Source organism: Rahnella laticis (genome assembly GCF_015644585.1).
Lineage (GTDB): Bacteria > Pseudomonadota > Gammaproteobacteria > Enterobacterales > Enterobacteriaceae > Rahnella > Rahnella laticis.
The window spans coordinates 173560-199868 of the sequence record NZ_JADOBI010000007.1; the positions used below are offsets into that span (position 1 = coordinate 173560).

Consider the following 26309-nt stretch of genomic DNA (forward strand, 5'->3'; position numbering starts at 1 on the left):
TCTTCGTTGTGGCATTAAGAAGCATCGTTAAATGCTCAGCTCGGCAACGTTATTGGCTTTTAACTTATTCATTTTCAGCGTTTTTATTTCAAAACACTTTCAAGGCAATGTTGTTGCTACTGTTACAAGGGATGAGTCTATGTCTGTAAAAAAACACACCGCTAAAACACTACTTTGTGTCTCCTCACTGCTGTTTTCTGCCACATCCGTTTTCGCTGCTGAGCATCCTCAGCTTGATAACGCCCAGGCTGCCAAAGTGATCGACAGCGTGAAATCCACGCTGGCCGAACAGCACAGCACCGGCTGCGTGGCCGTTGTTGACGCATCTGGTTCATTACTGGCATTTCAGCGCCTCGACGGTTCCCCGGCCGGTTGTGTCGATGCATCAATTGGCAAAGCCCGCACCTCTGCGCTGTATCACGCGCCGTCGATGAAATTCATGCAGCGTCTGGCCGGTGGCGAAACCACGGTGCTGGCGATCCCGCACGCGGTTGCGCTGGGCGGCGGGTTCCCGCTGACCCTGAACGGCGAAGTGGTTGGCGCCGTGGGCGTCAGCACGCCGAAGCAGGATATTGATAACCAGTCTTCTGAAAAAGCGGCCGGCGTCCTGAAATAACAGGCATTTTTCTTTAATTCTTCTTGTTGACGGTCACGCCCGTGACCGTTTCAGAACGTATACGGAATTTCAGCATGATCAATCTCTCTCGTCGCCGGATGGTTCTCGGCACCGCGGGCGTGCTGGCTGCGGGTTTTGGCAGCCAGATGCTTGGCGGTGGCGTATTTGCCACACTGGCGCATGCCGCACCACCACTGGCTTCAGCCATCACTATGCCCGCCGGGTTTATGACGCTGTCAAAACATCTGACCGGCATGGCATCGCTCGAACCGCATCTCGGCCAGGCGCTCTACAGCTGGTTGCATGATAAGCAACTCGATGCCCAGCTCGACGCCCTTTCCACGCTGCTCACTGCGCATGACGGTGTGGTCGGCGATGACCTGCATCAGTTGCTGGCACAACAGCCCGCGGAACTGGCGCAGCTTTATCAGCAACTGGTCAGCGGCTGGTATCTCGGCGTGGTCGGCCAGCCCGGCAGCCAGAAATGCATCGGATTCGAAAACATCGTCAGCTATCAGCTGCTGAAAAATAACCTGCTGCCGCCAAGCTACGCGCCGGGCGAGCCGAATTTCTGGGTTAACAAACCTGCCACAACGCAACAAAATTCCCCGGAGGTCACTCATGGCTGATGCGCTGAATGCTGACGTCGTCGTCATTGGTGCCGGTATCGCCGGTTCTCTCGCCGCACTGAAAATGGTGAAAGCCGGTGTTTCCGTGCTGATGCTGGATTCCGGCCCGGTAATTAAACGTGACGAAGCGGTCGAACTGTTTCGTCAGTCGCCGCTGAAAGGCGATTTTACCGAACCCTATCCGCCAAAACCCTGGGCGCCGCAACCGAAATTCCAGCCAAAAGATAACAACTATCTGATTCAGAAAGGCCCGGATCTGTATGCCGCGCAATACCTGCGCGGCGTCGGTGGCACCACCTGGCACTGGGCGGGACAGGCGTTCCGTTTGCTGCCAAACGACATGAAAATCAAAACGCTGTATGGCATCGGACGCGACTGGCCCATCAGTTATGAAGAGCTGGAACCGTACTACACCGAAGCCGAAATTCAGATGGGCGTTTCCGGTGACGATGCGCTGGATTCCCCGCGTTCGCAGCCGTATCCGCTGCCGGGCATTCCGCTGCCTTACGGCTTTGACCGTATCAGCAAGCGTATTGCCAAACTGGGCTACGTGCTGGGCATCGGCCCGCAGGCGCGCAACAGTATTCCTTACGATGGCCGCCCTGCCTGCTGCGGCAACAATAACTGCATGCCGGTCTGCCCGATTGATGCGCAATACCACGGCGGGATTTCCGCCCGTAAAGCCATCGAAGCCGGTGTCCGCGTGATTGCCAATGCCGTGGTGTACAAAATTGAAGCCAGCGACAGCGGCGAGATTGTTGCCGTGCATTATCTCGATGCCGACAAAGTCACGCACAAAGTCACCGGTAAGCGTTTCGTCCTGACCGCCAACGGCATCGAAAGCCCGAAACTGCTGCTGATGTCCACCAGTGATAAATACCCGGACGGCATCGCCAACAGTTCCGGCATGGTCGGCCGTAACCTGATGGATCACCCCGGCACCTCGGTAGAGTTCTATGCCGATGAACCGGTGTATTTCGGCCGCGGCCCGATGCGTCCGGGCAGTATCAATAACCTGCGCGACGGTGAATTCCGCAGCGACCGTTCCGCGTTACGTATCGACGTCGCCAATACGTCCCCGGTGCGTTATCTCACGGAACGGCTGGTGCGTCAGGGCTACTACGGCAAGGCACTGAACGACAAACTGGCGTTCCAGTCCGAGCGTTTTATCCAGCTGAAATGCCTGCTGGAAATGCTGCCTGAGCCGGAAAACCGCGTGGTGCTGAGTAAAACGGAGAAAGACGAATGGGGCATTCCGCGTCTGGAAGTCCACTACAAATTCCCGGAATACGTACATCGCGGCTATGACCAGTCAATGCTCGATTTCCAGAAGATCGTCAAAGAGATGGGCGGCACCGAAGTGGTGTACAGCAAGCGTGGCGTTTACGACAACAACCAGCACATCACCGGCACCATGATTATGGGCAGCGATCCGAAGGATTCCGTGGTGGATGGCGACTGTCGTACGCATGACCACCCGAATCTGTTCATTGCCGGTACCGGCATTATGCCGTCGGCCTCCACGGTGAACTCCACGCTGTCCGGTACAGCACTGGCATTACGCATGGCGGACACGGTGCTGAAAAGCCTGGCCTGATTGATTTTCTGAGGACTGAGCAATGAAAATGAAATTCATGCTGGCGATGCTGCCGTTAGTGGCAGCGACCAGCGCCTGGGCGGATGACGCCTCCGGTAATGCGGAACTGATTAAACGCGGCGAGTATCTGGCGACTGCCGGTGACTGCACCGCGTGTCATACGGCACCGGGTGCGGATAAAACCGCGAAATTCGGCGGCGGTTACCCGCTGGCCTCGCCGTTCGGGGTGATTTACGGCACCAATATTTCCTCTGATAAAGAATTTGGTATCGGCAACTGGACGGATGATGAGTTCGTGCGTGCGGTGCGTGAAGGTGTCGGCAAAGACGGGCAGCAGTTGTATCCGGCAATGCCTTATGACTCTTTTACTAAGATGAAACGCGATGACGTGCTGGCGGTGAAAGCTTATCTGATGTCGCTGCCTGCGGTGCATTCCGCCGGGCCGCAAACCGATTTGTCTTTCCCGTTCAACCAGCGCTGGGGCATGCGCGTGTGGAAGTTGTTTAACTTCGACAAAGGCGAGCTGAAAAACGATCCGTCCAAATCTGCGGACTGGAACCGTGGCGCGTATCTGGTGGAAGCGCTTGAACACTGCGGCACCTGCCATACGCCGCGCACGCTGACCATGGGCATGGACACCGACAAAGCGTTTTCCGGTGGTGATTTAGGTTCCTGGGTGGCATTTAACATCACGCCGGACAAAAACGCCGGGATCGGCACGTGGTCGCAACAGGAACTGGTGACGTACCTGAAAACCGGTTTTGTGGCCGGGAAAGCGTCAGCGTCCGGTGCTATGGGTGAAGCGATCGAGCACAGCCTGCAACATCTCTCTGACAGCGACCTGAACGCGATCGCGACCTATATCCGTTCCGTTCCGGCTGTCGGTGACGACAAGCAGACCAAACCACGGGATGCCTGGGGCCAGCAGAATCAGGATGTGTATCCTCTGCGCGCCGAAGGCCAGACTGTGAATGAATCCGCCGCCGCGCTGTTTAACGCCAGCTGCGCAGCCTGCCACGGTAAAGGCGGCGCGGGCAGCGGCGAAGGATTCCACGCGTATCCGTCGCTGTTCAGCCACACCAGCACCGGTTCTTATGACAGCCGTAATCAGGTTTCGGTGATCTTAAATGGCGTCCAGCGCCATATGGATAAAGGCGAAATCATGATGCCTTCGTTCGCAAACCAGCTGAATGATGAGCAGATTGCGACGCTGAGCAATTATGTCAGCACGCAGTTCGGTAATCCGGCAGGCGCGACGGTGACGGCGAAAGACGTGGCGAAGATGCGTAAAGACGCGGATCTGACCTCTCCGCCAAAAATAGAAGAAGGCACGCAGAAGTAGCTGTAAACAGGAAGTCACCGTGAACAGGTAAGCAAGGAGCCGTAAAGGCTCCTTTTACATTCTGTGCGGGTGGCGTTTAGCGCCGAGCGCGGCCAGCATCAGAATGGAACTGGCTACGACACAGTTTTTCCCTTTCCGTTTCGCTTCATATAACGAAAGATCGGCCAGTTTCAGCGACTTGCGGATAATCATACCCGGTAAATATAACGAGACGCCCAGTGACACTGTCACTCTCAGCGTGCGGCCATCTTCGAGAATGATCACGCAATCCTCCACTTCCTTGCGGATACGTTCAGCAATCGCCAGTAACGTGGCGGGATCATACGCTGACGTCATCACCAGAAATTCCTCGCCACCGTAACGCCCGGCAAAATCTTCGTTGCGCGTCAGGTGGCGTAATAAACGTCCTACTTCAATTAATACACGATCGCCCACCAGATGACCGAGCGTGTCATTGACCCGTTTGAAGTTATCAATATCCAGCAGAATTAACCCGCAGGCTTCGCGCCGGATTTGCCGCTGAGCCAGCCAGTAATCCAGACTGGCGCGGTTATTAATTTGAGTCAGTTCGTCTGTGGCGGCCTTCACGCGGATGGTGAAGACTTTATTCATGTAGATTTCTTTATAATTCAGCGCGTGATAACAAAGGATCATGCAGCAGGCGGCAATCGCCTGATAGAAAATCAGCTCTGTCCACGGCACTGCAATACCGTGAATTCCGGAAACCAGCGCCAGACGGAAAATACCCACCAGCACGATCGTAATATACAGTTCGCGATGTTTACGCCTTCGCCAGACGCGAAATAAAAACAGCGTGCCGAGAATAATGCCGATAAACAGATTATTCAGCGTGAACATGCCACTGAAGAGAAATGCAACGAAATAGCTGGTTAACCCGCTGAGCCAGCCGCCGAAAAATGTCACTAAAATCATCGGTAACATTTCAAAACTGAACGACAGATTTTCGTTCAGCACCAGCTGGTTGCCGCGCAGGTATAAGGCTGTGATCCCCGCAACCAGTCCGAACGCCAGCCGTTTCCAGTGGGCGCCTTTAAACGTGAAAGGTTCACTGCGGCTTAGGACAAAAAAACTGATTGAAAGCGTGGCGTAGGTGACGCAAATATCCCCATACAAACTTCCCAGTGACATGATGTCCGGCATATTTAACGGCGCCCTCTCACGCTTTCCCTGACCGATTTACGGGTATTAACTTAAATATAGATGATGAATGCCTCCGTCGTGTGCGTCTGTGAAATAACTGGCGACACGTCACATTGCCAGCAATCATAATAATGCGAAGTCCGTATCCGGCTGCATTGCCCTGCTTTGATTTAGGTCCATGCAAAATCAGTGTAACCGGCGTAGGCTACAAATTTCCGGTGAAGGAAGACCGGGTTCATATTCAATATTTTCTCCAGGTGGTTTACGCCCTATGAATACCTCAGGAAGACGCCATGTCAGTCTTTTCAGCGCCCTGACAGACGCCTGTTTTCGTGAAAAATATACCCTTCAGCGTTTACTCAAAGATGCCATTGCAGGCGTCACCGTGGGAATCATCGCCATCCCGCTGGCGATGGCACTGGCAATTGGCAGCGGGGTTCCGCCGCAGTACGGGCTGTACACTTCGGCGATTGCGGGCATCGTTATTGCCATTTTCGGCGGCTCGCGTTTCAGCGTTTCCGGCCCCACGGCGGCGTTTGTCGTCATTCTCTATCCGGTTTCACAGCAGTTCGGTTTGTCGGGATTATTGCTAGCGACGCTGATGTCCGGGTTTATTCTGCTGCTGATGGGCCTCGCGCGTTTTGGGCGGTTAATCGAATATATTCCGCTGCCGGTGACGCTCGGTTTTACGTCCGGCATTGCGATCACCATCGGGACGATGCAGTTCAAAGATTTCTTTGGCCTGACGATGGCGAGCGTGCCGGAACATTACCTCAGTAAAGTCGCCGCGCTGGTGATGGCACTGCCGACGCTGGATATCGGCGATGCGGCAATTGGTATCGTGACGCTTGGCGTGCTGATTTTGTGGCCGAAACTCGGGCTGCGCGTTCCCGGCCATCTTCCTGCATTACTCGCCGGTTGCGCCGTGATGGCAATTTTCATGCAGGCCGGGCATCCGGTTGCCACCATCGGTTCGCGTTTTCACTTCCTTTTGCCGGATGGCACGCAGGGCAACGGCATTCCGCCGATCCTGCCGCAGTTCGCGCTGCCGTGGACACAGCCTGACGGCAGCGGCCTGAGCTGGTCGCTGGTTCAGGCATTGCTTCCCGCCGCATTTTCCATGGCGATGCTGGGCGCGATTGAATCCCTGCTTTGTGCGGTCGTGCTCGACGGTATGACCGGCAAAAAGCATCACTCAGACAATGAGCTGATCGGTCAGGGTATTGGCAACATGGTCAGCCCGTTCTTTGGCGGCATTACGGCCACGGCGGCCATTGCGCGGTCGGCGGCGAACGTGCGTGCCGGTGCGACATCGCCGGTTTCCGCCATTATTCACTCGCTGCTGGTCATTCTTGCCCTGCTCATTCTTGCTCCGCTGCTTTCGTGGCTTCCGCTGGCAGCGATGGCAGCACTGCTGCTGATGGTGGCGTGGAATATGAGTGAAGCGCATAAAGTGGTGGATTTACTGCGCCGCGCGCCGAAAGACGACATTCTGGTGATGCTGACCTGCATGAGCCTGACGGTATTGTTCGATATGGTAATTGCGATTACGGCCGGGATTGTGATGGCTTCGCTGCTGTTTATGCGCCGTATTGCACGGCTGACGCGCCTGACTGAAGTTGCCGTCGAGACACCGGATAACACGCTGGTTCTGCGCGTCAACGGGCCGTTATTCTTCGCCGCTGCCGAACGCATTTTCAGCGAACTCCAGGCGCGTGCCGAAGGCAAAAAAGTGATTGTCCTGCTATGGGATCGCGTCGCCATTCTGGATGCTGGCGGCGTTAACGCCTTGCGCAATTTCATTGACGCACTGCCGGAAGATACGGAGCTGCGCATTGCAGAAATCCCCTTCCAGCCGCTGAAAACGCTGGCGCGCGCCAGAATGCAGCCGGTCGAAGGCCGCCTGAGCTTCCACGGGAGTCTGGCGGAGGCGCTGTAAGTCTTCAAAACATTTGTTTCAGAAACAACAAAGGCGACCCGAGGGTCGCCTTTTTACTGACATTCAAACCGCAAATTACTTGCTGGTATCGAGCGCCGGGAAGCTTTTCACCAGATCGTCGATGGCTTTCATCTGAACCAGGAATGGCTCCAGTTTGTCCAGCGGCAATGCTGACGGGCCGTCACATTTCGCGTGAGCCGGATCTTCGTGTGCTTCAATGAACAGGCCCGCGATACCGACCGCCATACCTGCACGCGCCAGTTCTGCAACCTGTGCACGACGGCCGCCGGAAGCCGCGCCGAACGGGTCACGGGTTTGCAGTGCGTGAGTCACGTCGAAGATTACCGGGTGTCCGCCCGTGGCGTTGATCATCACGTTCATGCCCAGCATGTCGACAACCAGGTTGTCGTAACCGAAGTTGCTGCCGCGATCGCACAGGATAACCTGATCGTTGCCGCCTTCTTTGAATTTATCCACGATGTTACCCATCTGGCCAGGGCTCACGAACTGTGGTTTTTTCACGTTGATCACGGCACCGGTTTTCGCCATAGCTTCAACCAGATCGGTCTGACGTGCCAGGAAAGCAGGCAGCTGAATCACATCAACCACGTCTGCAACCGGCTGTGCCTGCCAGGATTCGTGAACGTCGGTGATGATTTTCACGCCGAAGGTTTTCTTCAGTTCCTGGAAGATTTTCATACCTTCATCAAGACCCGGACCGCGGTAGGAATGAATAGAGGAGCGGTTGGCTTTATCAAAAGACGCTTTGAAAACGTAAGGAATGCCGAGTTTCTGTGTCACGGTGACGTAATGTTCACACACACGCATCGCCATATCGCGTGATTCGAGTACGTTCATCCCACCGAACAACACAAACGGCAGATCGTTGGCGACTTTAATGTCCTGAATGCTAACCACTTTATGTTTCATGCTTTGGCCTTTTTAATGGTAAATCCTTCACCTGAAAATGCATCAACGCGTTGTTTCATCAGCATTTATCCGGTGATAACGTAAGGTAATTTAAAATTAGTGCAGCGTGACTTGCTTGTGCTCAATCGAGTGGATCTGCACTTTAATCACTTCTGAAATCGGGTCTTCCGGGCACTGCTCAACAAAATAGCTGAGATCGGAAATCGCTACGTGGTCACACTCCAGCTGAGCATAAATCAGACCCCGGTCGCGGATTTCATACGGGTCATCCGGATCAAACTGTAAAACCGTTTCACTCGCCCGCAATGCCAGTTCGAACTGTTTTTCTTCCATCAGCGCGGCTTTCAGCGTGTCGAGCATTTTACGCACGATCATCGTGTTGTCGGATTCTTCAAGGTCATCGTCTTCGATAATCGCCGTCACGCCCAGGTTCCCTTTCAGCCACACGTTGAGCATGTGCTCATTGAGCGTGTCGCCGTTGATCGGGTTGAGCAGCCACATTTCTTCATCCATCCAGTCAGCGCGGAGGATCAGTTGTGTCGGGAAGATAACCGGCATCAGCGGTAAATCCAGCTCATGCGCGATGTGCAGGAAAATCACGCCCAGCGAAACCGGCGTGCCCTGACGTGAAGCCAGCACTTTGTCGATCCAGATAGCGTCCGAAAGGCGGTAAACACCGCCCGCGCCACCAAATCCCCAGGTGCGGTAAAACAGTTCAATCAACACTTCGAGCTGCTGATCCTGATCAAGCTCCTCAGGAACCACGCGGCGTGCTTCATCAACCAGCGTTTGCAGCTGTTGGCGCACATCGTCCGCATTGAAATCAAAACGCACAGATTCCGTTACTTTGATCACCCCGGTACTGAGCCGGGTGGTGTTAAATTCAAAATCAGCAAGGGTACTCATAGTTATCCCATTAGCAGCGGTATTTTCGTCAGCGCCAGTTTGAGGACCAGATACAGGCAAGCGAGCGCCAGAATAAAGGCCAGCCAGCGGGTTTTCTGGCTAACAGGTCGCTTGCTCAGGGCCACAAAGCCCAGCGCGATATAGATAATAACGCCAAAAATCTTTTCGGTCAGCCAGGTTCCCTGTGGGCTGAACGGATAAAAGTGTGTGATGAAGATAAGCGAAATGCCGCTCAAAAGCAGCAAGGTGTCCACAATGTGCGGAACTATCTTCACCCAGCGTTTCTGCATCATAGCAGAACCCGACCATTTCCAAAAAAATCGTAAAACAAACAGCGCAATACTCAGGGTGATCGTGACCAGATGGAGATGCTTTATCCAGACATACGCCATTGCCTGTTTCCTTCTTTTATTGTTTTGAATTCAAAAGGTTTTGACTACGAATTCCACTGCCCGAGGCTAACGCGATCGTTGCCGCCATAGTCTTTCACGGTCGAAACCTGCTGATAACCGGCCTCGCACAGCAGTTTTTGTACGTCTGCCGCCTGCTGCCAGCCGTGTTCGAGCAACAGCCAGCCATCTTTTTGAAGATACGCGGGTGCCGTCTGAATAATATGAGCCAGATCAGCCAGACCGGCATTTTCTGCCACCAGCGCACTCGACGGTTCAAAACGGACATCACCCTGCGCCAGATGCGGATCGGCGGCGTCAATGTACGGCGGGTTACTGGCGATCAGCGCGAACGTTTCACCGGCAACCGGCGAAAACCAGCTGCCCTGTAAGAAACGCACGTTGGTGATATTCAGTTTTTGCGCGTTGTGTTGCGCCAGCGTTACCGCGTCTGGCTGCAAATCGATACCGGTCAGCTGGCAGTCAGGCCGCTCGCTGGCCAGCGCTAATGCAATCGCGCCCGTTCCTGTGCCCAAATCCAGCACCTTCACCGACTCTGACGGCAGACGCGCAAGCGCCTGTTCGACCAGACATTCGGTATCCGGGCGCGGAATTAACGTGGCAGGAGAAACGGACAGCGGCAACGACCAGAACTCGCGTTCACCGGTCAGATAGGCAACAGGTTCACCCTGCTCGCGTCGCGCCAGCAGGGTTTCCAGTTGTTGAAGCTGAGTAGCCGTCAGCGGTGTTTCGCCAAACGCCATAATGAAGGTTCTTGCCCGGCCAGTCACAAAGCCGAGCAGGATTTCAGCGTCACGCTTCGGGCTTTCACCCGCAGCCAGACGGCGGGTGGCATCACGCAGCCAGCGCTGAAAATCCATTAGTCCTGCTCAGAAAGAGCTGCGAGCTGATCGGCCTGATATTCCTGCACGATCGGCTGGATCAGCGAGTCGAGTTTGCCTTCCATCACTTCATCCAGACGGTAAATTGTCAGGTTGATGCGGTGATCGGTCACGCGGCCCTGAGGGAAATTGTAGGTCCGGTTACGGTCAGAACGATCGCCGCTGCCCAGCAGGTTACGGCGCGTAGAGGCTTCTTCCGCCTGACGTTTCGCCACTTCTGCCGCACGGATACGTGCACCGAGCACGGACATCGCCTTGGCTTTGTTTTTGTGCTGAGAACGTTCGTCCTGACATTCCACCACAATCCCGGTCGGAATATGGGTAATACGGATCGCGGAATCGGTGGTGTTAACGTGCTGACCGCCCGCGCCGGAAGAGCGGAACGTATCAATGCGCAGATCACCGGCGTTGATTTCCGGCAATTCGGCTTCCGGAATTTCCGGCATCACGGCAACCGTACAGGCTGACGTATGAATACGTCCCTGAGATTCAGTTTCCGGAACGCGCTGAACACGATGACCGCCGGATTCAAATTTGAACTGGCCGTACGCGCCCTCACCGCTCACTTTGGCGATGACTTCTTTATATCCGCCGTGCTCGCCTTCGTTGGCGCTCACGATTTCCACACGCCAGCGACGCGATTCTGCGTAACGGCTGTACATGCGGAATAAATCACCGGCAAAAATCGCCGCTTCATCACCGCCGGTTCCTGCACGAATTTCAAGGAAACACCCGCGTTCATCATCAGGGTCTTTCGGCAGTAACAGAAGTTGTAATTTTTGTTCGAGATCTTCGATGGTGGCTTTGCAATCTTTGATTTCGTCCTGCGCCATTTCGCGCATCTCGGGATCGTCGAGCATCATTTCGGCAGTTTCTAAATCTTCCTGCGCCTGACGCCAGGCCAGAAAACATTCGGAGACAGACGTTAGCTGAGCGTATTCGCGGGAAAGACTACGGAATTTATCCTGATCGGCAATGACGCTGGCATCGCCGAGCATCGCCTGCACTTCTTCGTGGCGCTCTTGTAACGCTTCCAGTTTGGCAACAATAGAAGGCTTCATGCGTGGTGTTTAACCCTGTGAGAAAAGGAGAATTACTGCTGATCCAGCCCGAGGCTGTCGCGTAAAATTTGCAAACGCTCCACATCACCGTCGCTGGCTGCCTGTTGCAGAGAACGGGTTGGCGCGTGAATAAGGCGGTTGGTCAATTTGTGGGCTAATTCCTGGATCACCGCTTCGACGTCAGCGCCCTGCGCGATGGCGGCTAAGGCTTTTGCTTGTGCGTCGGCGCGAATAATATCAGCACGTGAGCGATAATCACGAATAATTTCAACGGCTCCCTGCGAACGCAGCCAGGCCATGAAGTTTGAGCTTTCCTGCTCAACGATGGTTTCCGCCTGAACAGCGGCGGCTTTACGTTGGGCAAGATTGTTTTGAATAATGCTGTGCAGGTCATCAACGCTGTATAAATACGCGTTGGCAAGCTTACCGACTTCAGGTTCGATATCACGCGGAACGGCGATATCAACCATCAGCATCGGCTGATTACGGCGCGCTTTCAGCGCACGTTCCACCATCCCTTTACCGATAATCGGCAGCGGGCTGGCGGTAGAACTGATAATAATGTCGGCTTCGGCCAGACGGGAATCAATATCCTGCAAGCTGATCACTTCCGCATTCACTTCGGTCGCCAGCGCCTGCGCACGTTCGCGGGTACGGTTCGCAATCATCATGTGACGGACATTGTGCTGATGCAGATGACGCGCTACCAGTTCGATGGTTTCACCCGCACCGACCAGCAATACATTCACATCAGAAAGGGATTCGAAAATCTGGCGCGCCAGCGTACAGGCGGCGAAAGCGACGGAAACGGCACTTGCGCCGATATCGGTTTCAGTGCGGACACGCTTGGCAACGGAGAAGGATTTCTGGAACAGACGTTCCAGTTCGCCGGAAACGGCACGGCCATTTTGCGATTCGGCGAAGGCTTTTTTGACCTGCCCGAGGATCTGCGGTTCGCCCAACACCAGCGAATCCAGCCCGCTCGCCACGCGCATCAGATGGCTGACGGCGTCATTATCATGGTGCCAGTACAAGCTTTTACGGACTTCATCTTCACTGAGATGATGATAATCGCATAACCATTTAACCAGCTGTTCTTGCAGGTTTTCCTGTTGTTCGACGCTCAGATAGAGCTCCGTCCGGTTACAGGTAGACAACACGACTCCGCCCTGCACCAGCGGTTGCTGGAGCAGACTGGAGAGCGCCTGATCAAGAGTCTCGGGTGAAAATGTTACCCGTTCACGCAGAGACACCGGGGCGGTTTTGTGGTTGATACCTAATGCAAGCAGGGTCATATGGGAAGCGATTATCGACTTATACTTTATAATAGTATGGGTTTACGTCTGCTGCGCATTCTACAAGATGCGCGGGATCAATAAAAGCCGTACAGCATCTAACGTTAAATCCATTTACAAATCAGTATTGTCCCAAAACTCTCCGATCGTCGATCATCTGTACCGGGCGCCGATCACCCGATGCGCTGGCTGTGCTAAACTAGCGCACGCCGTATCTGACTGGCCCCTTTTCTGTTTATATAAGCCACCGCCGCCAAAGCACAAAGGATTTAACCTGTTATGCCAATGCGTAAAACACATTTTGTTCGCCTTCTCCCTCTGGCAAGTTTAGTGCTTGCTGCGTGTTCGACTAATGCGCCGAAAGGCCCGGCGACCAGCCCGACGTCTCCGCAATGGCGTGAACATGAAGCTCAGGTCAAACAACTCGAGCATTATCAGACCCGCGGCTCTTTCGCTTACATTTCCGATAAACAGAAAGTCTATGCCCGCTTCTTCTGGCAGCAATACTCACCTGAAAGCTACCGTCTGCTGCTGACCAATCCGCTTGGCAGCACCGAAATGGAGCTGAAAGTACAAAGCGGCATCGCACAGCTGACCAACAACGAAGGTAAGCATTACACCAGCGACAATCCTGACGACATGATCCGCAAGCTGACCGGGATGTCGATTCCGCTGTCCAACCTGCGTTTGTGGATGCTCGGTCTGCCGGGTGATGGCACTGATTTCACCCTCGACAGCCAGTATCGTCTGTCCCAGGTTAAGTTCAGCCAGAATGGTCAGAGCGGTACAGTGGTGTATCAGGCCTACGACGACGACGCCAAACCGTCCCTGCCTCAACGTCTGGAAATGACCCAGGGCGAACAGCGCATCAAGCTGAAAATGGATAACTGGACATTAAACTGAGATGACGCAGCAATTGTGGCCGTCTCCGGCTAAACTCAATTTGTTCCTTTATATCACCGGGCAGCGCCCCAACGGCTACCATGATTTGCAGACGCTGTTTCAGTTTCTCGATTACGGCGACAGCCTGAGTTTTAACGTGCGCACCGACGGCGTTATCGCCCTGACCACACCGGTTGAGGGCGTTTCAGACGACCAAAATCTGGTGGTGCGCGCCGCACGTCTTTTACAGAAACACACGGGAACCCCGCTTGGCGCGGATATTACTCTGCAAAAGCAGATCCCAATGGGCGGCGGCCTGGGTGGCGGTTCCTCTAACGCTGCAACCGTTCTGGTTGCCCTGAACACCTTGTGGAATTGCGGGCTGACGGATACGGAACTGGCTGAACTTGGCATCACGCTGGGCGCGGACGTGCCGGTATTTGTGATGGGTTTTGCCGCGTTTGCCGAAGGCATTGGTGAAATCCTGCAGCCGGTCACACCGGCGGAAAAATGGTTCCTGGTGGTACATCCCGGTGTTCACATTCCGACCCCGGTGATTTTCGGCGATCCGGAACTGACCAGAAATACACCAAAACGCCCTGTAAATGTGCTTTTGAACACGCCTTACGCAAATGATTGCGAACCGATTGCGAGAAAACGTTTTTACGAGGTTGAACAGCTACTTTCTTGGCTGTTAGAATACGCGCCGTCGCGACTGACCGGAACAGGTGCTTGTGTGTTTGCTGAATTCGACACCGAAACCGAAGCCCGTCAGGTATTAAATGAAATTCCGGCATGGAGTCGGGGTTTTGTTGCACGCGGTGTCAACGTTTCTCCGTTACACCGTTTTCGCGAAGCCGCGTTGAGAACTGCGGGCAAAGCGTAGAGAGTCACAGCGGTTTTGTGTCTGTTCTTTGCCAGCGAATTATTCACCGGTTTTGTTTAAGCAGTAAGATTTAGAAGTATCGTGAGCATAATGCTTTGGTACCGCTCACCGCCCGGTGGTGCCAAAAGCCAATGTCTTCCCTGGACGCAAGCCTGAGGTTCTTCTCGTGCCTGATATGAAGCTTTTTGCTGGTAACGCCACCCCGGAACTAGCACAACGTATTGCCAACCGTTTATACACCAGCCTTGGTGACGCCGCCGTCAGTCGTTTCAGCGACGGTGAAGTAAGTGTGCAAATTAACGAAAATGTACGTGGCGGAGATATTTTCATTATCCAGTCCACCTGCGCGCCTACTAACGATAACCTGATGGAACTGGTCGTCATGGTTGATGCCTTACGCCGCGCCTCCGCTGGTCGTATCACAGCCGTTATTCCTTATTTCGGCTATGCACGTCAGGATCGCCGGGTGCGTTCTGCCCGTGTGCCAATCACGGCGAAAGTTGTGGCTGACTTCCTGTCCAGCGTCGGTGTTGACCGCGTTCTGACCGTTGACCTGCACGCAGAGCAGATTCAGGGCTTCTTTGATGTACCAGTAGACAACGTTTTCGGCAGCCCTATCCTGCTCGAAGATATGCTGCAACAGAACCTGGAAAACCCAATCGTTGTTTCCCCGGATATCGGCGGCGTTGTTCGTGCCCGTGCCGTGGCGAAACTGCTGAACGATACCGACATGGCTATCATCGATAAACGCCGTCCACGTGCCAACGTTTCTCAGGTGATGCACATCATCGGTGACGTCGCGGGCCGTGACTGTGTGCTGGTTGATGACATGATCGACACCGGTGGCACCTTGTGTAAAGCCGCTGAAGCACTGAAAGAACGCGGTGCTAAGCGCGTATTCGCTTACGCAACTCACCCAATCTTCTCCGGCAACGCCGTGGAAAACATCAAAAACTCCGTCATCGACGAAGTGATTGTATGCGACACCATTCCGCTGTCCGCAGAAATCCGCGCACTGAAAAAAGTACGCACCCTGACCCTGTCAGGCATGCTGGCTGAGGCTATCCGCCGCATCAGCAATGAAGAATCCATTTCTGCGATGTTCGAGCATTAATCACAACGCCCCTTTTCAGGGGCGTTTTGTTTTCTGTAAAAACTGACTGATTCAGAAATGCAAAAAACCGTTGAAGCGTAAGCAACAACGGTTTTTTCTTTTCAGGCCGTTTAATCAGGAATGGCGATGTGTCTTACTGTTTGAGCACCGTGAGTCGTAGTGACGCACCCACCAGTAGCGATCTGCAACGCGTTCGCGTCCGCCGACTCTGGCACCGGCCAGCCACAAAATAGCCCCGATGAAAATACTGCCGACAGCACCGTGAGCCATAAACTGCGGTAATCCCAATTCAGGCAATTGATTTAAAATGGAATAACCAACGCCACCGACCATTGTGAGCAAACCGAGTCCCATCAGGGCATTGCCCAGTCTCATTGCGGTTTTACGTTTCATCTGTCACCTCCGGTTGTCGATAGTCTTAGCATCATTGCTGTCTTGTCATTTCCTGCCTTAACTATAGACGTCCCATCCGGTTCACTTTGCGGTCACGATCACAGACAGAGAACATTAGATGACAATTCTTTACGTTTTCCAGTCAGATACATTCGGAGAGTTAATAATTAACTTTGGAAACTATTCAGAAACGACCCCATTTAACGGAATAACGTGGCCGGATATTTGGCACAGCGAAAACGGACAGGTAAACTACCCCGCTAAACCTCACCCGATTAAGAAGCGAAAACCGTGAGCAGCATTAAATTGATCGTCGGGCTGGCCAATCCCGGAGCCGAATATGCCCAAACCCGCCACAACGCGGGTGCCTGGTATGTTGATCTTCTGGCCCGCCAGCACAACCAGCAGTTAAAAGAAGAAAGTAAGTTTTTTGGCTACACCGCGCGTTTATCCCTGGCAGGTCAGGACGTTCGTTTGCTGGTGCCGACCACCTTCATGAACCTGAGCGGCAAAGCCGTTCTGGCGATGGCGCAGTTCTACCGCATTGAGCCGGACGAAATTCTGGTCGCGCACGATGAGCTGGATATCCCGCCGGGCATGGCCAAAATTAAGCTGGGCGGCGGCAATGGCGGCCACAATGGCCTGAAAGATATCCAAAGCAAATTCGGCGGTAATCCGAATTTCTACCGTCTGCGCATTGGCATCGGCCATCCGGGCGATAAAAGCAAAGTTGTGGGATTTGTGCTGGGCAAGCCGCCAGCTAGTGAACAGAAGCTGATTGATGATGCGATTGATGAGTCACTGCGCTGCACTGAATTGCTGATGAAAGACGGTTTGGAAAAAACCATGCGTCGTCTGCACACGTTTAAAGCCGAACTTTAATCCGCACAGGCTGACCGCTATTCCTGCTGACGGGCGCAACTTTTGCGCCCGTTTTTATTTTAACTGACGGGCTTAAAGTGGCTCGTCAAACCGCAGTAAGCGCCCGGCATTGCCCAGCACCAGCAAGGTGCTCAGATTGTGCAACAAAGCGGCAATCAGCACACCGCCCACGCCGAGTAATCCCATTGCCGCCGCCGCCATCACGACCAGCGTCCAGCCCAGCCCGATGCAAACATTGATTTTCAGCGTCTTACGGCATGCACGGCTCAGCCGAACGCAGGTCCCGAGACGCCGCAGATCGCTGCCGATCAGCACCACGTCGGCGGAAGCCAGCGCAATATCGCTGCCGCCCGCCCCCATCGCAATGCCCACCACGCCCGCTTTTAACGCCAGAGAATCATTGATGCCGTCGCCGACCACCATTGGCCGGAACCCTTGTGCAATTTCGGCTGAAACCTGATGCAGTTTATCTTCCGGTAACGCCTGCGCAACGACTTCACTGATGCCCAGTTCTCCGGCAATACGGTTGGCCACGCTTGTGCGGTCACCGGTCAGCAAAAGTTGCCGTTGCAACCCAAGCTGGCGCAGTTCGGCCAGCGCCGTTTGCGCCTCCGGCCTGAGCGAATCGGCCAGCAGCAACCAGCCGAGAAAACGCCCGTTAAGTGCCAGCCCGACCAGCGGCCCGTCATGTTCCGGTTCGTCATTGACCGGGATATTGTTCTGGCTGAAAAATGCCGGGCGCCCTAACAGCGCGTCGCCCTGTGCGGTACGCGCACGCACGCCCATGCCCTGCTGTTCTGACACGTCATCCAGCGGTAAATATTGTTCACGCGGCAGTAATTTTGCCAGCGCACGGCTGACCGGATGGCTGCTCGCCGCGCCCAGGCTGGCCGCCAGCCGGAACACCGCATCCGAAGACGCCTGTGCGGCCAGCACCGTGCGCTGTAAATGCAGTTCACCGTGCGTCAGCGTACCGGTTTTATCGACCACGATGGCGTTCAGGTCCGCCAGTTCTTCCAGAAATGCGGAGCTGCGGATCAGTATTCCGTGACGCGCAGCCACCGCGATCCCGGCAATGGCCGTGGCGGGCGCGGAAAGCACCAGCGCGCACGGACAGGCCGCCACCAGTACCGCCAGCATGGCATGGGCATCACGCGTGATAAACCAGGTGGCGGCGGCAATCAGCAGAATAAGCACCAGATATTGCCCGGCATAGCGTTCGAGCAAACGGGTGATCGGCGGTTTGGCGTGTTCGGCTTTTTGCATCAGCGCAATCACTTTACCCAGCGTGGCATCCGCGCCGGTGCGCGTGACTTCAACGCAGAGCAATCCATCGAGATTAATGGCACCGCCGAAAACGTCATCGCCCGTGCGGGCTTCCTGCGGCACGGATTCGCCGGTGATCGGCGCAGTATCCAAACTGGCGCTGCCGGATAACACACGGCCATCGGCGGGCAACCGGTCACCGGCGCGGACTTCAACCCGGTCGCCGGTTCGCAGCTGGTGGTTATCGATTTCTTCAATTTCACCGTCAGGCAAAATCCGCCGGGCGCGGCTGCGCGTCAGATGGCTCAGCGCGTCAATGGCTTCCTGCGAACCGATCACGCTGCGCTCTTCCAGAATGTGACCAAAAATCATAATGCCCGGCAGCAGTGCGGCGGTCATCAGGTCGCCGGTTGCCCACGCCCCCAGCATCGCGATGGCAATCAGCTGATCGGTCACGCCGTGCAGACTGGGGCTGCGTAAGCTGTAAATCGCCGAACGCAGCACCGGCACCGCGACCAGCAGTGACGCCACGCCAAACAGAATTTGCCCGACGTCACTTTGTTGCGGAAACAGCCACTGCCAGATCCAGCCGCACAGCAACAGACCAAATGCAGCCATCGCCAGCAACAGCTGCACCGCCATATTTCGCTGTTCATGCCGCGTTAGCAGCACGCTTTTTGCGGGCGACGTGTGCGGTTCTTCAGAGGAAAAAGAAGTCACGGAAGCAATACCTCAGGGTTGAGATGTCGGACGATCTGGCCCCGGCAGGATCAGATGCGCGTCGTCATGGGGATCAACAGCAGTGACGCTGCCGGCATGCGCGAGGATCGCAGGCATCCGTTCACGCCACAAACGCCACAGCAATTCCGGCGAATGGTCGTCCGCCAGCTGCACGATGGTCGCGGTATCGGTGGACGCGCGGGCAATCTGCTCGCTGGCTTTAGCATGTGAAACCTGTAAAGCGCGGTCTGCCGACTGAACAGCGTCCTGATGAACGCGCGCCGCCTCATTACTGGCGTTGGCGATGTTTTGATCCGCCTGCTGGCTGGCCGTCAGCACCGCATTGAACGCATCCACCGCCGACGGAGGCAGGGACGACTGCACGTCAACGCGGCGGACTTCGATACCGGTACTGCTCCCGCCCGCGCTCAGCGCCGCCAGTTGCTGATTTATGCCCTGACGCAAGTCGCCGCGCAGCCGTTCGCGGCGTTCGGCGATGTTGCTGCCGTTGCCTGCTATTTCCGGCCGGGCGACCAGAATGGTGTCCAGATCCCGTGAGGCACAAATTGCCACCGCCGCATGCTCGGTTAAACGGTCAAGCGCCGGTAACACGTGTTCGCCTTGCAGCACAAATGCCACCGGATCGGTTATCACGTAGTACACCTGTACATCCAGCTGAACCACGCCGGAATCTCCGGTCAGTAAATATCCCGCACCGGCGACGGCATCACTTTTCCCGCCACCGGTATTGTTCCACGCGGGCACAATGTCGGCTCTCAGCAAGGCGGTGACATGATGTTCGATCACCCGATCGGACGCGGGTAAGATTTCAACCTGTTCCAGCGGTTCCGGCCAGGCCAGCAACAGCCCGGCTCCCGCCGTGCGCGAAACGGCACCAAACCGCATCACTACCGCACGCTTGTCCGGCTCTATCTGCCGGACGTTGGAAAACAGCCAGCTCGCCGCAGCAATCAGCGTCATGGCGAACAGCGCCAGATACGCCAGACGCCCCGCCTGAAACCACGCATTCCCCTGAAAACGGGATAACGGATTCATGGGCGCGTTCCGTTAGCCGGGGCAGCGGGCAATGCCGGCGGGCCTTCGACCAGCTGGCGGAACGGTGCCGCACCGGTGCCCAGCACCAGCTGCGTGCCCGGCGTGATGACGCTGCTCAGCGTATCGAGCGAGCGCAGCAGATCGTAGAGTTCAGGATTACCGGCGCGGGCTTTGGCGTAAATCGCCGCACTCTGCACCTGTGCCTGCGCTTCGATATTGGCCGCGCTGACTGAGGCATCCGCCTTAATAACGCGGGCGTCACGTTCAGCGGAAGACCGGATTTCAGCCGCCTGACGCTTACCTTCGGCAGAGCGTTCGGTAGCGATGGTTTCCCGCTCGGCCCGCATGCGGTCAACGGTGGCATCTAACGTCACCGACGGCAGCGTCAGCCGCTCAACGCCAACCTGCACCAGCTCGATGCCGTAACTGTCGAGCAACTGGCGGGCGATCTGGTCATGCAGATGCTGTTCAAAACCGGAAAGCCGGATTTTGCTGGCGTCGGTATTCACCAGGTCAGCCAGCGCAAAACCGCTGGTGGTTGTTTCCAGCGCTGAGCCGATGAACGTCCGTATCTGCGCAGCCGCCATATCCGGCTGATTTTGTACCGCGCGGATAAAACGCTGCACGTGCTGGGGATCGTTTTTTACCTGCCAGACGGTATAAGCCTGAACGATGATCCGCAGCCCGTCGCGCGTGCCGACATCCTGTAAACCGCTGGACGTGGTACGGATACGCAAATCTACCGGGATCGCCGTTTCCAGCGGAACCGGCAGATGCCACGCCAGCCCCGGTTGCAACAGCACGCGCACGGGATTGCCAAAGCGCGTGATCACCATGGCTTCACCTGAACGCACCTGCACCAGACAGGCCGTGGCGGCAATCAGCGCCACCAGCACGGTGGCAATCGTGACCCGCCGCCAAAGTTTAGGCGCCGCCGAGCCGGAATGATGATGGTGATGATGATGTCCGGCACCGTGATGATGCCCGCCGTGCGCGTCGTGATCGTGTCCGTGGCCTTCAGATTGTTGGGAATCACTCACCGGGTACTCTCCGCTTTGACAGAATGCGCCGCTTTATCCGCTCCGGGCGTAAATGGCAGGGTAAAATTTCTCAGATCCAGCACCGGCGGCGTCCCGACCCCCATGCGATGATCGACAATCAAAACCTTCGGATGTTGCTGCATCGCCAGCGTCAGACGGCTGAAATAGCGTTCGGTCAGGAACGACTGTCCTCCGGTCTGATACGCCTGATTTTCGGCGTTAAAGGACAGCGCCATGACCTGCGCCTGATCCAGATTTTCATGACTTTGTGCGGTGGCCGCATCCCGCGCCAGCCCGGCAAATTGCTGCGCGGCATTCAACTGCTGTGCGGCCTGACCTTTCTCACCGGCAATCGCACTTTGCGCCAGAATTTGTGCCGCCTGCACGCCGTGATAAGCGTCCGCCGCGCCCGCAGGCGGATGGATCGACTCAATCACCGTCGCCAGCAGTTCCACACCGCTGTTGAGATGATCAAGCTGCGCCTGCACTTTCTGCCCGATATCTCCGGCCAGACGTGTCTGGTCGCTGCCCAGCAGGCTGTCGAGCGTGCGCGAGGAAAAATCATGCACCAGCACCTGATTGGCAATACTGCGGATCAGCACCGGCATATTTTCGGTGTGATACAGGCTCGCCATCGCCGCGTCATCATTCATGGCGATGCGGTATACGAAACGGACGTCCATATTCATGATTTGAAAACTTTGCCGGTCGTTCGCCGCGCTGGCGATGATTTGTGATTTGTCGCTGCTGTGGCCGGAATCCCATAACCGGTTTGCGCTCTCCGGCGCGGGGCCTTCTGCCGTATCTGCCACCGCGACGGATGTGGCGCTTACCGGTTCTTCAGAACCCGTGGTGAGTTCATGCACTTCGCCGTTATCCACCATCAGCGTGCGGCCAAAGGGCCACGGCAGCCTGGCATGCAGACCGGGCTGTCTGACGGCCACCGGTTTGCCGAAGGATTCATAGATCCCGCGCTGCGTCAGCGGCACTTCGCTGATGCCGGTCAGCAGCCAGCCGGTCAGCAGGAGGATTGCACCGAGCGGCAACAGCGCGCGACGCATAAAACGGAACGCCCAAATCTGGCGGAGATCAATACCAAAGTGCTGATGCAGTTCGTTTTGCACAAATTGCAGCGGACGCGGCGGCCAGCAGAGTTGCGCCGCCAGCAGGCTGCCCGCAATAAACTCCAGCTCTTTGTCCTCGCGCGGCGGTGAAAACACCGCGATCAGCGCCCGCAGGAAAAGCTCCAGCGCCACCAGCGCCGGTAACAATCCGGTGAGCACCAGCAGGTGTGCGGGCCATACCGCGGTTCCTCGCGCAAACATCAGGGCCAGCGCCGTCAGCAGAAAGACGCCGATTAACATGCGCATCAGTGGTGCCAGTTTTGCCGCTTCCGGCCATTCCTGCGGATTTTTTAACGTCCAGTGACGCTCAAGTACCAGCACGGCGAAGGCGCAAAGAATAAAGAAAGAACCGGCGAAATAGCCCGTATTCCCGGTTTCATTGACCGGTAACGGCAACTGCCACAGCAGCGCGATGAGCAGCAAAGCGGCTAATGCGGGAAGTGCCTGAAAGAAAACGTGCGCATCGACATAACGTAATAGCGGGCGCATCCACGCGCGGGAGGCCAGACGCTGTGAAAATCCGGGGGGAACTTGCGGCCCGACCAGGCCGTTACGGGAGGCAAACTGTTGCTCGCGCCAGCGGGTAATGCGCCGGGCGCATTGCAGCGAGGCAGCGCAAACCCACATCGCCGCCATGATATTCCCGACCACCCACGGCCAGACTGACTCCGGCGTGACCAGATACAGCATCAGCAATATCAGATACAACACGCTGCTGATCACCATCACGGCGTGGATCAGCCCGCTCAGCCAGCGCGTGTGGGAAGCGGCGGACTGAAAGCGCAGCTGCTTGCTGGCATCGTCCGTTCCGGATGCTTTGTTTATGCTCATGTCCGCTCCGGCAGAGGAGAAAAAATAATCCGCCACGCTGGCCGGATGCCAGTTCGTGTCGGATTAACCGAGCGTAACCGTATAACATTACAGAATTTTCGGCGATATGAATTTAGCCGCTTTTTTGCCACTAAATGTAAGCGATTATCTTACGGCGCGCCGGCAGCCAGACGCAGCTGCTGTCGGCGGTTTGGTGTCTGAAGGGATTACGTGAGGGAAACGGATTCGAAACGCCGGAACATCGCCAGCGCCAGGCCACGCGCGGGATTGAACCGTTCGGTAACAAAGGTGATTTGCGTGCGGCTGAACGGAAACGTCAGCGTAAATTGCTGCGCTGCGGCCAGTGTATTTTCAACAAATAGAGGATGAACGTTATAGGGGCAATCAATCAGCAACGTTTTCGGATTCATTAAATGAATAATCTGGCTCAGCGCTTTACCCAGAAGTTGCCCGGCCTGCGCCATCACCTCATTCACAATTTCAGCCGACTGCTGGCGGTTATCCCAGCTCAGCCCCGGCTGACGCTGTTCCAGTCGCCGGTTAATGGCCGAAAGGCCGATCAGGGATTCCAGACAACCCCGCTGACCGCATGAACATAACGGCCCGCCAGGCAGTACCGCTAAATGACCGACCTCGCCCGCCGTCCAGCTTCCGCCGGAATACACGCCATGTTCGGTTAACAGCGCGCCGCCAATCCCTTCGCCAATTCGCAGATAAAAACGGGCGTCATTGTCATTGGCGCTTCCGCCTTCGCGGGCAATCAGCGCCGCCGCTTTGACGTTATTCCAGACGCTGACCGGCACGTTATCTGCACAGGTCAGTAAAGGCTGCAGGTTGACTTCTCCCCAGCCCAGATGCGAGGACACATGCAAAATGCCCTGCTGATGGTCGATGATGCCGGGAAAACCGACGCCAATGCCAACCAGATCGGGCCACGCCTGCTGTAGCTGCTGGCAATGGCGCATGATTTCCGCCAAAACGGACTGCGGCTGGGAGGTATCGAGGGAAAAGGTTTTTTCATCAATGATCTGCGAGAAATAATCACAGACCATCCAGTGCAGACGCTGGCGCTCAATCATGATGCCTGCGGCTTTAATTGAAGACGGGTTCAGCGCAACGTGAATTTTCGGACGTCCGATGCTGCTGGTCTGCGCCACGCCCTGTTCTTCCACGTAGCCCAGCGCCAGCAGGTCATCAACAATCAGGGAAATGGTGTTTTTGCTTAACGCCAGCGCCCGGGAAATATCCAGACGGGAGCTGATTTTCTGCTGGCGGAGATAAGCCAGTACACGCTTTTCATTGTACTGGCGCAGCAGCGCGGGTCCTTTGCCTGAGTCTTTCATGTCATGACTTTCCATCGCGTTACACCGTAGCGTCGCATTATTACATGACTGAGGATCCGCCCGTCAACCTATTCACCCCGCCAGACTTCCGCCCCTTTTTTATACGTCGCCAGCAGCCGGAGTGCGTGATTTTCATCCTCGCGCAGAAGAATGGCATCCAGCGGCGCACCGGGAATAAGCCCCTGAGCGACCGGAAGATTCAGCCGGGAAGCTGGCCGGACTGACGCCATCTGAACCGCCTCAGGGCGCGGAACGATGCCATTTTTTAGCAGCGTGTTGACGCCGAATAACAGCCCCTGAACCGAACCGGCCAGCAGCGCCGGATTGTTCGCCATCGACAGCCGTCCTTCGGGGCTCAGCACCACATCCCCGCCGATATGCGAATGATAATGTCCCGGCGGCATTCCGGCGTGGCTGGTGACATCACTGACCAGCAGTGCCCTGCCGTTTTTAGCCCGTATAAAGGTTTTCAGCACGGAGAGCGGCAGGTGTTCACCGTCGGCAATCATCGCGCACCACAGATCATCCTGCGCCAGTTGCTCCCAGATATAGTTCGGATGCCGCGGTAACGTCAGATGTGCGCCGTTCCCCAGATGCGTCGACATCTGCGCGCCCGCTTTCACCGCCGAGGCAATTTGTTCTGCGCTGGCAGCGGTATGGCCGATCGAAACCACCACATTATCCGCGACACACTGGCGGATAAAATCATCCGCATTTGGCCATTCCGGCGACAGAGTGATCAGGCGGATCCGCCCGTCTGCCGCCGTCTGCCAGCGCTGAAACAACGCATAATCAGGAGCCTGAATATGCACCCGGTTATGTGCGCCCCGCGGGCCGTCCTGCGCGGATAAAAAAGGGCCTTCCAGATGAATACCGGCAACCGATGCCCCGACGGACCGAAACTCACGGCAAGCCGCTGCCAGCGTACTGACCATTTCCGTGATTTCATCCGCGCCGTTGGTGATCACTGTGGGCATAAACGTCGTTACGCCCTGCTGCCACAGCGCCTGCGCCACCTGCTTAACGGAACCGACGCTGAAAGGAAAACTGTTAAAGTCAGCGCCACCGTAACCATTGACCTGTAAATCCACCAGACCCGGTGCGATCAGCGGCAGATTTTCACCCCCCGTTACCGGACGAATCTGACTGATATTGCCGTCGTGCGCCACAATCTCAACCGGCTGTTGTGTACGATAATCCCTGCCGCGTAACGTGATTTCACTCATCCGCCAACTCCCCGAAACCCGCGATATCGGTATACAGCGTGCAGGCCGGATGCTTGCGCAGCACGGTCGCCGGACAGGCCGCCGACCGCTGCGCGGTCAGCGTCTGTTTAATCGCCTGATGCTTATTCTTGCCGGGCACCATACAAAATAATCGTGCCGCCGCCATCAGCGTCGGGATGGTCAGCGTCAGCGCATGCGTCGGCACATCGTTCAGCGACGCAAAGCAGCCATCGTTCACCTGTTGCTGACGGCATACTGCGTCCAGCTCAACGATTTTCATCGGCAGCGGATCTTCAAAATCCGCCACCGGCGGATCGTTAAAGGCTAAATGCCCGTTCTCACCGATTCCCAGACAAACCATATCTACCGGAGCCTGTTGCAACAGGCGGGCATATTCCGCGCAGTTTTGCACCGGTTCGCCCGCCGCCGGAATTTTGTAAACCGCGCCAGGCCTGACGATATCGAACAAATGCTCCGTCAGATAATGGCTGAACAGCGCCGGAGAATTTTCCGGCAACCCGACATATTCGTCCATGTGAAATGCGTCCACCCGCGCCCAGTCAATATCAGCGGCCTGCGCCAGATGCGCCAGAAATTCATTCTGCGACGGCGCGGCGGCGAAAATAATCCGCACGCGCGTCTGTTGCTGAAGACGTTGGCGCAAGTGTTCCGCCGCATCGCGGGCAGCGGCTTGCCCCATGTCTTCGCGACGGGTGAAGACTTCAACATTCAGGCGTCTCGCCTGCGTAACGTACAGTGGTGATGTCATAGTAAAACCT

General features: G+C 56.0%; 24 protein-coding genes. 9 read left to right on the forward strand and 15 right to left on the reverse strand.

Translation table 11 applies throughout. The features are described 5' to 3' along the window. Nucleotides 1-139: 139 nt before the first annotated feature. From IV433_RS16885 to IV433_RS16900, 4 genes are all read left to right on the forward strand, one after another. Nucleotides 140-616 (forward strand): GlcG/HbpS family heme-binding protein, encoded by a 477-nt coding sequence (locus tag IV433_RS16885; RefSeq protein WP_195815071.1) that lies wholly within the window; start codon nt 140-142, stop codon nt 614-616. Between the two features lie 74 nt (nt 617-690). Beyond that, nucleotides 691-1245 carry a sugar dehydrogenase complex small subunit gene (locus tag IV433_RS16890; RefSeq protein ID WP_195815070.1) on the forward strand — a complete coding sequence of 185 codons (555 nt, stop codon included), beginning with the start codon at nt 691-693 and terminating at the stop codon, nt 1243-1245. Next, a complete protein-coding gene (locus tag IV433_RS16895; protein ID WP_152326284.1) occupies nt 1238-2842 on the forward strand; it encodes a GMC family oxidoreductase in 1605 nt (534 codons plus the stop codon). The genes IV433_RS16890 and IV433_RS16895 overlap by 8 nt, the downstream gene beginning before the upstream one ends. A gap of 22 nt (nt 2843-2864) precedes the next feature. Continuing rightward, nucleotides 2865-4184 carry a cytochrome c gene (locus tag IV433_RS16900; RefSeq protein WP_195815069.1) on the forward strand — a complete coding sequence of 440 codons (1320 nt, stop codon included), beginning with the start codon at nt 2865-2867 and terminating at the stop codon, nt 4182-4184. A 54-nt stretch (nt 4185-4238) separates the two neighbouring features. Here the strand turns inward: IV433_RS16900 and IV433_RS16905 are convergent, their stop codons facing one another. Beyond that, nucleotides 4239-5345: a GGDEF domain-containing protein gene (locus tag IV433_RS16905; RefSeq protein WP_195815068.1), complete on the reverse strand. Its 1107-nt coding sequence runs from the start codon at nt 5343-5345 to the stop codon at nt 4239-4241. Nucleotides 5346-5616: 271 nt separating this feature from the next. Between IV433_RS16905 and dauA the strand changes: the two genes are divergently transcribed. Next, entirely contained in the window at nt 5617-7284 is a 1668-nt protein-coding gene (gene dauA / locus IV433_RS16910; protein WP_195815067.1) for a C4-dicarboxylic acid transporter DauA, read from the forward strand. 75 nt (nt 7285-7359) lie between these two features. Here the strand turns inward: dauA and kdsA are convergent, their stop codons facing one another. The 6 genes from kdsA to hemA form a co-directional block, all read right to left on the reverse strand. Next, on the reverse strand, nt 7360-8214 hold the full coding sequence (gene kdsA, locus IV433_RS16915; protein WP_152326288.1) for a 3-deoxy-8-phosphooctulonate synthase: 855 nt from the start codon (nt 8212-8214) through the stop codon (nt 7360-7362). 96 nt (nt 8215-8310) lie between these two features. Next, nucleotides 8311-9120 (reverse strand): invasion regulator SirB1, encoded by an 810-nt coding sequence (sirB1, locus tag IV433_RS16920; protein WP_195815066.1) that lies wholly within the window; start codon nt 9118-9120, stop codon nt 8311-8313. A 2-nt stretch (nt 9121-9122) separates the two neighbouring features. Beyond that, complete coding sequence (locus IV433_RS16925; protein ID WP_195815065.1) at nt 9123-9512, reverse strand: SirB2 family protein; 390 nt, start codon at nt 9510-9512, stop codon at nt 9123-9125. Between the two features lie 44 nt (nt 9513-9556). After that, entirely contained in the window at nt 9557-10390 is an 834-nt protein-coding gene (gene prmC, locus IV433_RS16930) for a peptide chain release factor N(5)-glutamine methyltransferase (RefSeq protein WP_195815064.1), read from the reverse strand. Beyond that, on the reverse strand, nt 10390-11472 hold the full coding sequence (gene prfA, locus IV433_RS16935; RefSeq protein ID WP_195815063.1) for a peptide chain release factor 1: 1083 nt from the start codon (nt 11470-11472) through the stop codon (nt 10390-10392). The genes prmC and prfA overlap by 1 nt, the downstream gene beginning before the upstream one ends. A 32-nt stretch (nt 11473-11504) precedes the next feature. Beyond that, the gene (gene hemA, locus IV433_RS16940) at nt 11505-12767 is read right to left on the reverse strand and encodes a glutamyl-tRNA reductase (RefSeq protein ID WP_195815062.1); all 1263 of its coding nucleotides are present in this window, start codon (nt 12765-12767) and stop codon (nt 11505-11507) included. A 279-nt stretch (nt 12768-13046) separates the two neighbouring features. On the opposite strand from hemA, the gene lolB reads away from it, so the two are divergent. The 3 genes from lolB to prs all read left to right on the forward strand — a co-directional run bounded on the left by lolB (nt 13047) and on the right by prs (nt 15649). Beyond that, nucleotides 13047-13670, forward strand: a complete 624-nt coding sequence (gene lolB / locus IV433_RS16945; protein ID WP_195815061.1) for a lipoprotein insertase outer membrane protein LolB — start codon at nt 13047-13049, stop codon at nt 13668-13670. Nucleotide 13671: 1 nt separating this feature from the next. Further along, nucleotides 13672-14535: a 4-(cytidine 5'-diphospho)-2-C-methyl-D-erythritol kinase gene (ispE, locus tag IV433_RS16950; protein WP_195815060.1), complete on the forward strand. Its 864-nt coding sequence runs from the start codon at nt 13672-13674 to the stop codon at nt 14533-14535. A 166-nt stretch (nt 14536-14701) separates the two neighbouring features. Continuing rightward, entirely contained in the window at nt 14702-15649 is a 948-nt protein-coding gene (prs, locus tag IV433_RS16955; RefSeq protein WP_013575591.1) for a ribose-phosphate diphosphokinase, read from the forward strand. Between the two features lie 114 nt (nt 15650-15763). On the opposite strand, the gene ychH is transcribed toward prs, so the two are convergent. Then, nucleotides 15764-16042 carry a stress-induced protein YchH gene (gene ychH, locus IV433_RS16960; protein WP_152326296.1) on the reverse strand — a complete coding sequence of 93 codons (279 nt, stop codon included), beginning with the start codon at nt 16040-16042 and terminating at the stop codon, nt 15764-15766. A gap of 291 nt (nt 16043-16333) precedes the next feature. On the opposite strand from ychH, the gene pth reads away from it, so the two are divergent. Then, nucleotides 16334-16924 carry an aminoacyl-tRNA hydrolase gene (pth, locus tag IV433_RS16965; protein ID WP_192938081.1) on the forward strand — a complete coding sequence of 197 codons (591 nt, stop codon included), beginning with the start codon at nt 16334-16336 and terminating at the stop codon, nt 16922-16924. Between the two features lie 72 nt (nt 16925-16996). Here pth and IV433_RS16970 read toward each other — a convergent pair whose 3' ends face one another. The 7 genes from IV433_RS16970 to IV433_RS17000 form a co-directional block, all read right to left on the reverse strand. Next, nucleotides 16997-18910: a cation-translocating P-type ATPase gene (locus tag IV433_RS16970; protein ID WP_195815059.1), complete on the reverse strand. Its 1914-nt coding sequence runs from the start codon at nt 18908-18910 to the stop codon at nt 16997-16999. A gap of 12 nt (nt 18911-18922) precedes the next feature. Further along, nucleotides 18923-19966: a protease modulator HflK gene (gene hflK, locus IV433_RS16975; RefSeq protein WP_195815058.1), complete on the reverse strand. Its 1044-nt coding sequence runs from the start codon at nt 19964-19966 to the stop codon at nt 18923-18925. Further along, nucleotides 19963-21006 (reverse strand): protease modulator HflC, encoded by a 1044-nt coding sequence (gene hflC / locus IV433_RS16980; RefSeq protein WP_195815057.1) that lies wholly within the window; start codon nt 21004-21006, stop codon nt 19963-19965. The genes hflK and hflC overlap by 4 nt, the downstream gene beginning before the upstream one ends. Further along, complete coding sequence (locus IV433_RS16985; RefSeq protein ID WP_195815056.1) at nt 21003-22961, reverse strand: SPFH domain-containing protein; 1959 nt, start codon at nt 22959-22961, stop codon at nt 21003-21005. Before IV433_RS16985 ends, hflC begins: the two co-directional genes overlap by 4 nt. 206 nt (nt 22962-23167) lie before the next feature. Further along, nucleotides 23168-24319: an ROK family transcriptional regulator gene (locus IV433_RS16990; RefSeq protein WP_229893431.1), complete on the reverse strand. Its 1152-nt coding sequence runs from the start codon at nt 24317-24319 to the stop codon at nt 23168-23170. Nucleotides 24320-24372: 53 nt separating this feature from the next. After that, nucleotides 24373-25530, reverse strand: a complete 1158-nt coding sequence (locus tag IV433_RS16995; protein ID WP_195815055.1) for an N-acetylglucosamine-6-phosphate deacetylase — start codon at nt 25528-25530, stop codon at nt 24373-24375. Continuing rightward, nucleotides 25523-26299: a glucosamine-6-phosphate deaminase gene (locus IV433_RS17000; protein ID WP_195815054.1), complete on the reverse strand. Its 777-nt coding sequence runs from the start codon at nt 26297-26299 to the stop codon at nt 25523-25525. Before IV433_RS17000 ends, IV433_RS16995 begins: the two co-directional genes overlap by 8 nt. Between the last annotated feature and the right edge of the window lie 10 nt (nt 26300-26309).

What these genes read in the sequence shown, in the direction of transcription:
- IV433_RS16905 (WP_195815068.1), bottom strand. Translation starts at nt 5,345, where the DNA reads ATGCCGGACATCATGTCACTGGGAAGTTTGTATGGGGATATTTGCGTC.
- hflK (WP_195815058.1), bottom strand. Translation starts at nt 19,966, where the DNA reads ATGAATCCGTTATCCCGTTTTCAGGGGAATGCGTGGTTTCAGGCGGGG.
- IV433_RS16925 (WP_195815065.1), bottom strand. Translation starts at nt 9,512, where the DNA reads ATGGCGTATGTCTGGATAAAGCATCTCCATCTGGTCACGATCACCCTG.
- sirB1 (WP_195815066.1), bottom strand. Translation starts at nt 9,120, where the DNA reads ATGAGTACCCTTGCTGATTTTGAATTTAACACCACCCGGCTCAGTACC.
- prmC (WP_195815064.1), bottom strand. Translation starts at nt 10,390, where the DNA reads ATGGATTTTCAGCGCTGGCTGCGTGATGCCACCCGCCGTCTGGCTGCG.
- ispE (WP_195815060.1), top strand. Translation starts at nt 13,672, where the DNA reads ATGACGCAGCAATTGTGGCCGTCTCCGGCTAAACTCAATTTGTTCCTT.
- IV433_RS16895 (WP_152326284.1), top strand. Translation starts at nt 1,238, where the DNA reads ATGGCTGATGCGCTGAATGCTGACGTCGTCGTCATTGGTGCCGGTATC.
- IV433_RS17000 (WP_195815054.1), bottom strand. Translation starts at nt 26,299, where the DNA reads ATGACATCACCACTGTACGTTACGCAGGCGAGACGCCTGAATGTTGAA.
- kdsA (WP_152326288.1), bottom strand. Translation starts at nt 8,214, where the DNA reads ATGAAACATAAAGTGGTTAGCATTCAGGACATTAAAGTCGCCAACGAT.
- IV433_RS16990 (WP_229893431.1), bottom strand. Translation starts at nt 24,319, where the DNA reads ATGGAAAGTCATGACATGAAAGACTCAGGCAAAGGACCCGCGCTGCTG.
- lolB (WP_195815061.1), top strand. Translation starts at nt 13,047, where the DNA reads ATGCCAATGCGTAAAACACATTTTGTTCGCCTTCTCCCTCTGGCAAGT.
- hemA (WP_195815062.1), bottom strand. Translation starts at nt 12,767, where the DNA reads ATGACCCTGCTTGCATTAGGTATCAACCACAAAACCGCCCCGGTGTCT.
- IV433_RS16985 (WP_195815056.1), bottom strand. Translation starts at nt 22,961, where the DNA reads ATGAGCATAAACAAAGCATCCGGAACGGACGATGCCAGCAAGCAGCTG.
- IV433_RS16995 (WP_195815055.1), bottom strand. Translation starts at nt 25,530, where the DNA reads ATGAGTGAAATCACGTTACGCGGCAGGGATTATCGTACACAACAGCCG.
- IV433_RS16890 (WP_195815070.1), top strand. Translation starts at nt 691, where the DNA reads ATGATCAATCTCTCTCGTCGCCGGATGGTTCTCGGCACCGCGGGCGTG.
- IV433_RS16900 (WP_195815069.1), top strand. Translation starts at nt 2,865, where the DNA reads ATGAAAATGAAATTCATGCTGGCGATGCTGCCGTTAGTGGCAGCGACC.
- dauA (WP_195815067.1), top strand. Translation starts at nt 5,617, where the DNA reads ATGAATACCTCAGGAAGACGCCATGTCAGTCTTTTCAGCGCCCTGACA.
- IV433_RS16885 (WP_195815071.1), top strand. Translation starts at nt 140, where the DNA reads ATGTCTGTAAAAAAACACACCGCTAAAACACTACTTTGTGTCTCCTCA.
- ychH (WP_152326296.1), bottom strand. Translation starts at nt 16,042, where the DNA reads ATGAAACGTAAAACCGCAATGAGACTGGGCAATGCCCTGATGGGACTC.
- prfA (WP_195815063.1), bottom strand. Translation starts at nt 11,472, where the DNA reads ATGAAGCCTTCTATTGTTGCCAAACTGGAAGCGTTACAAGAGCGCCAC.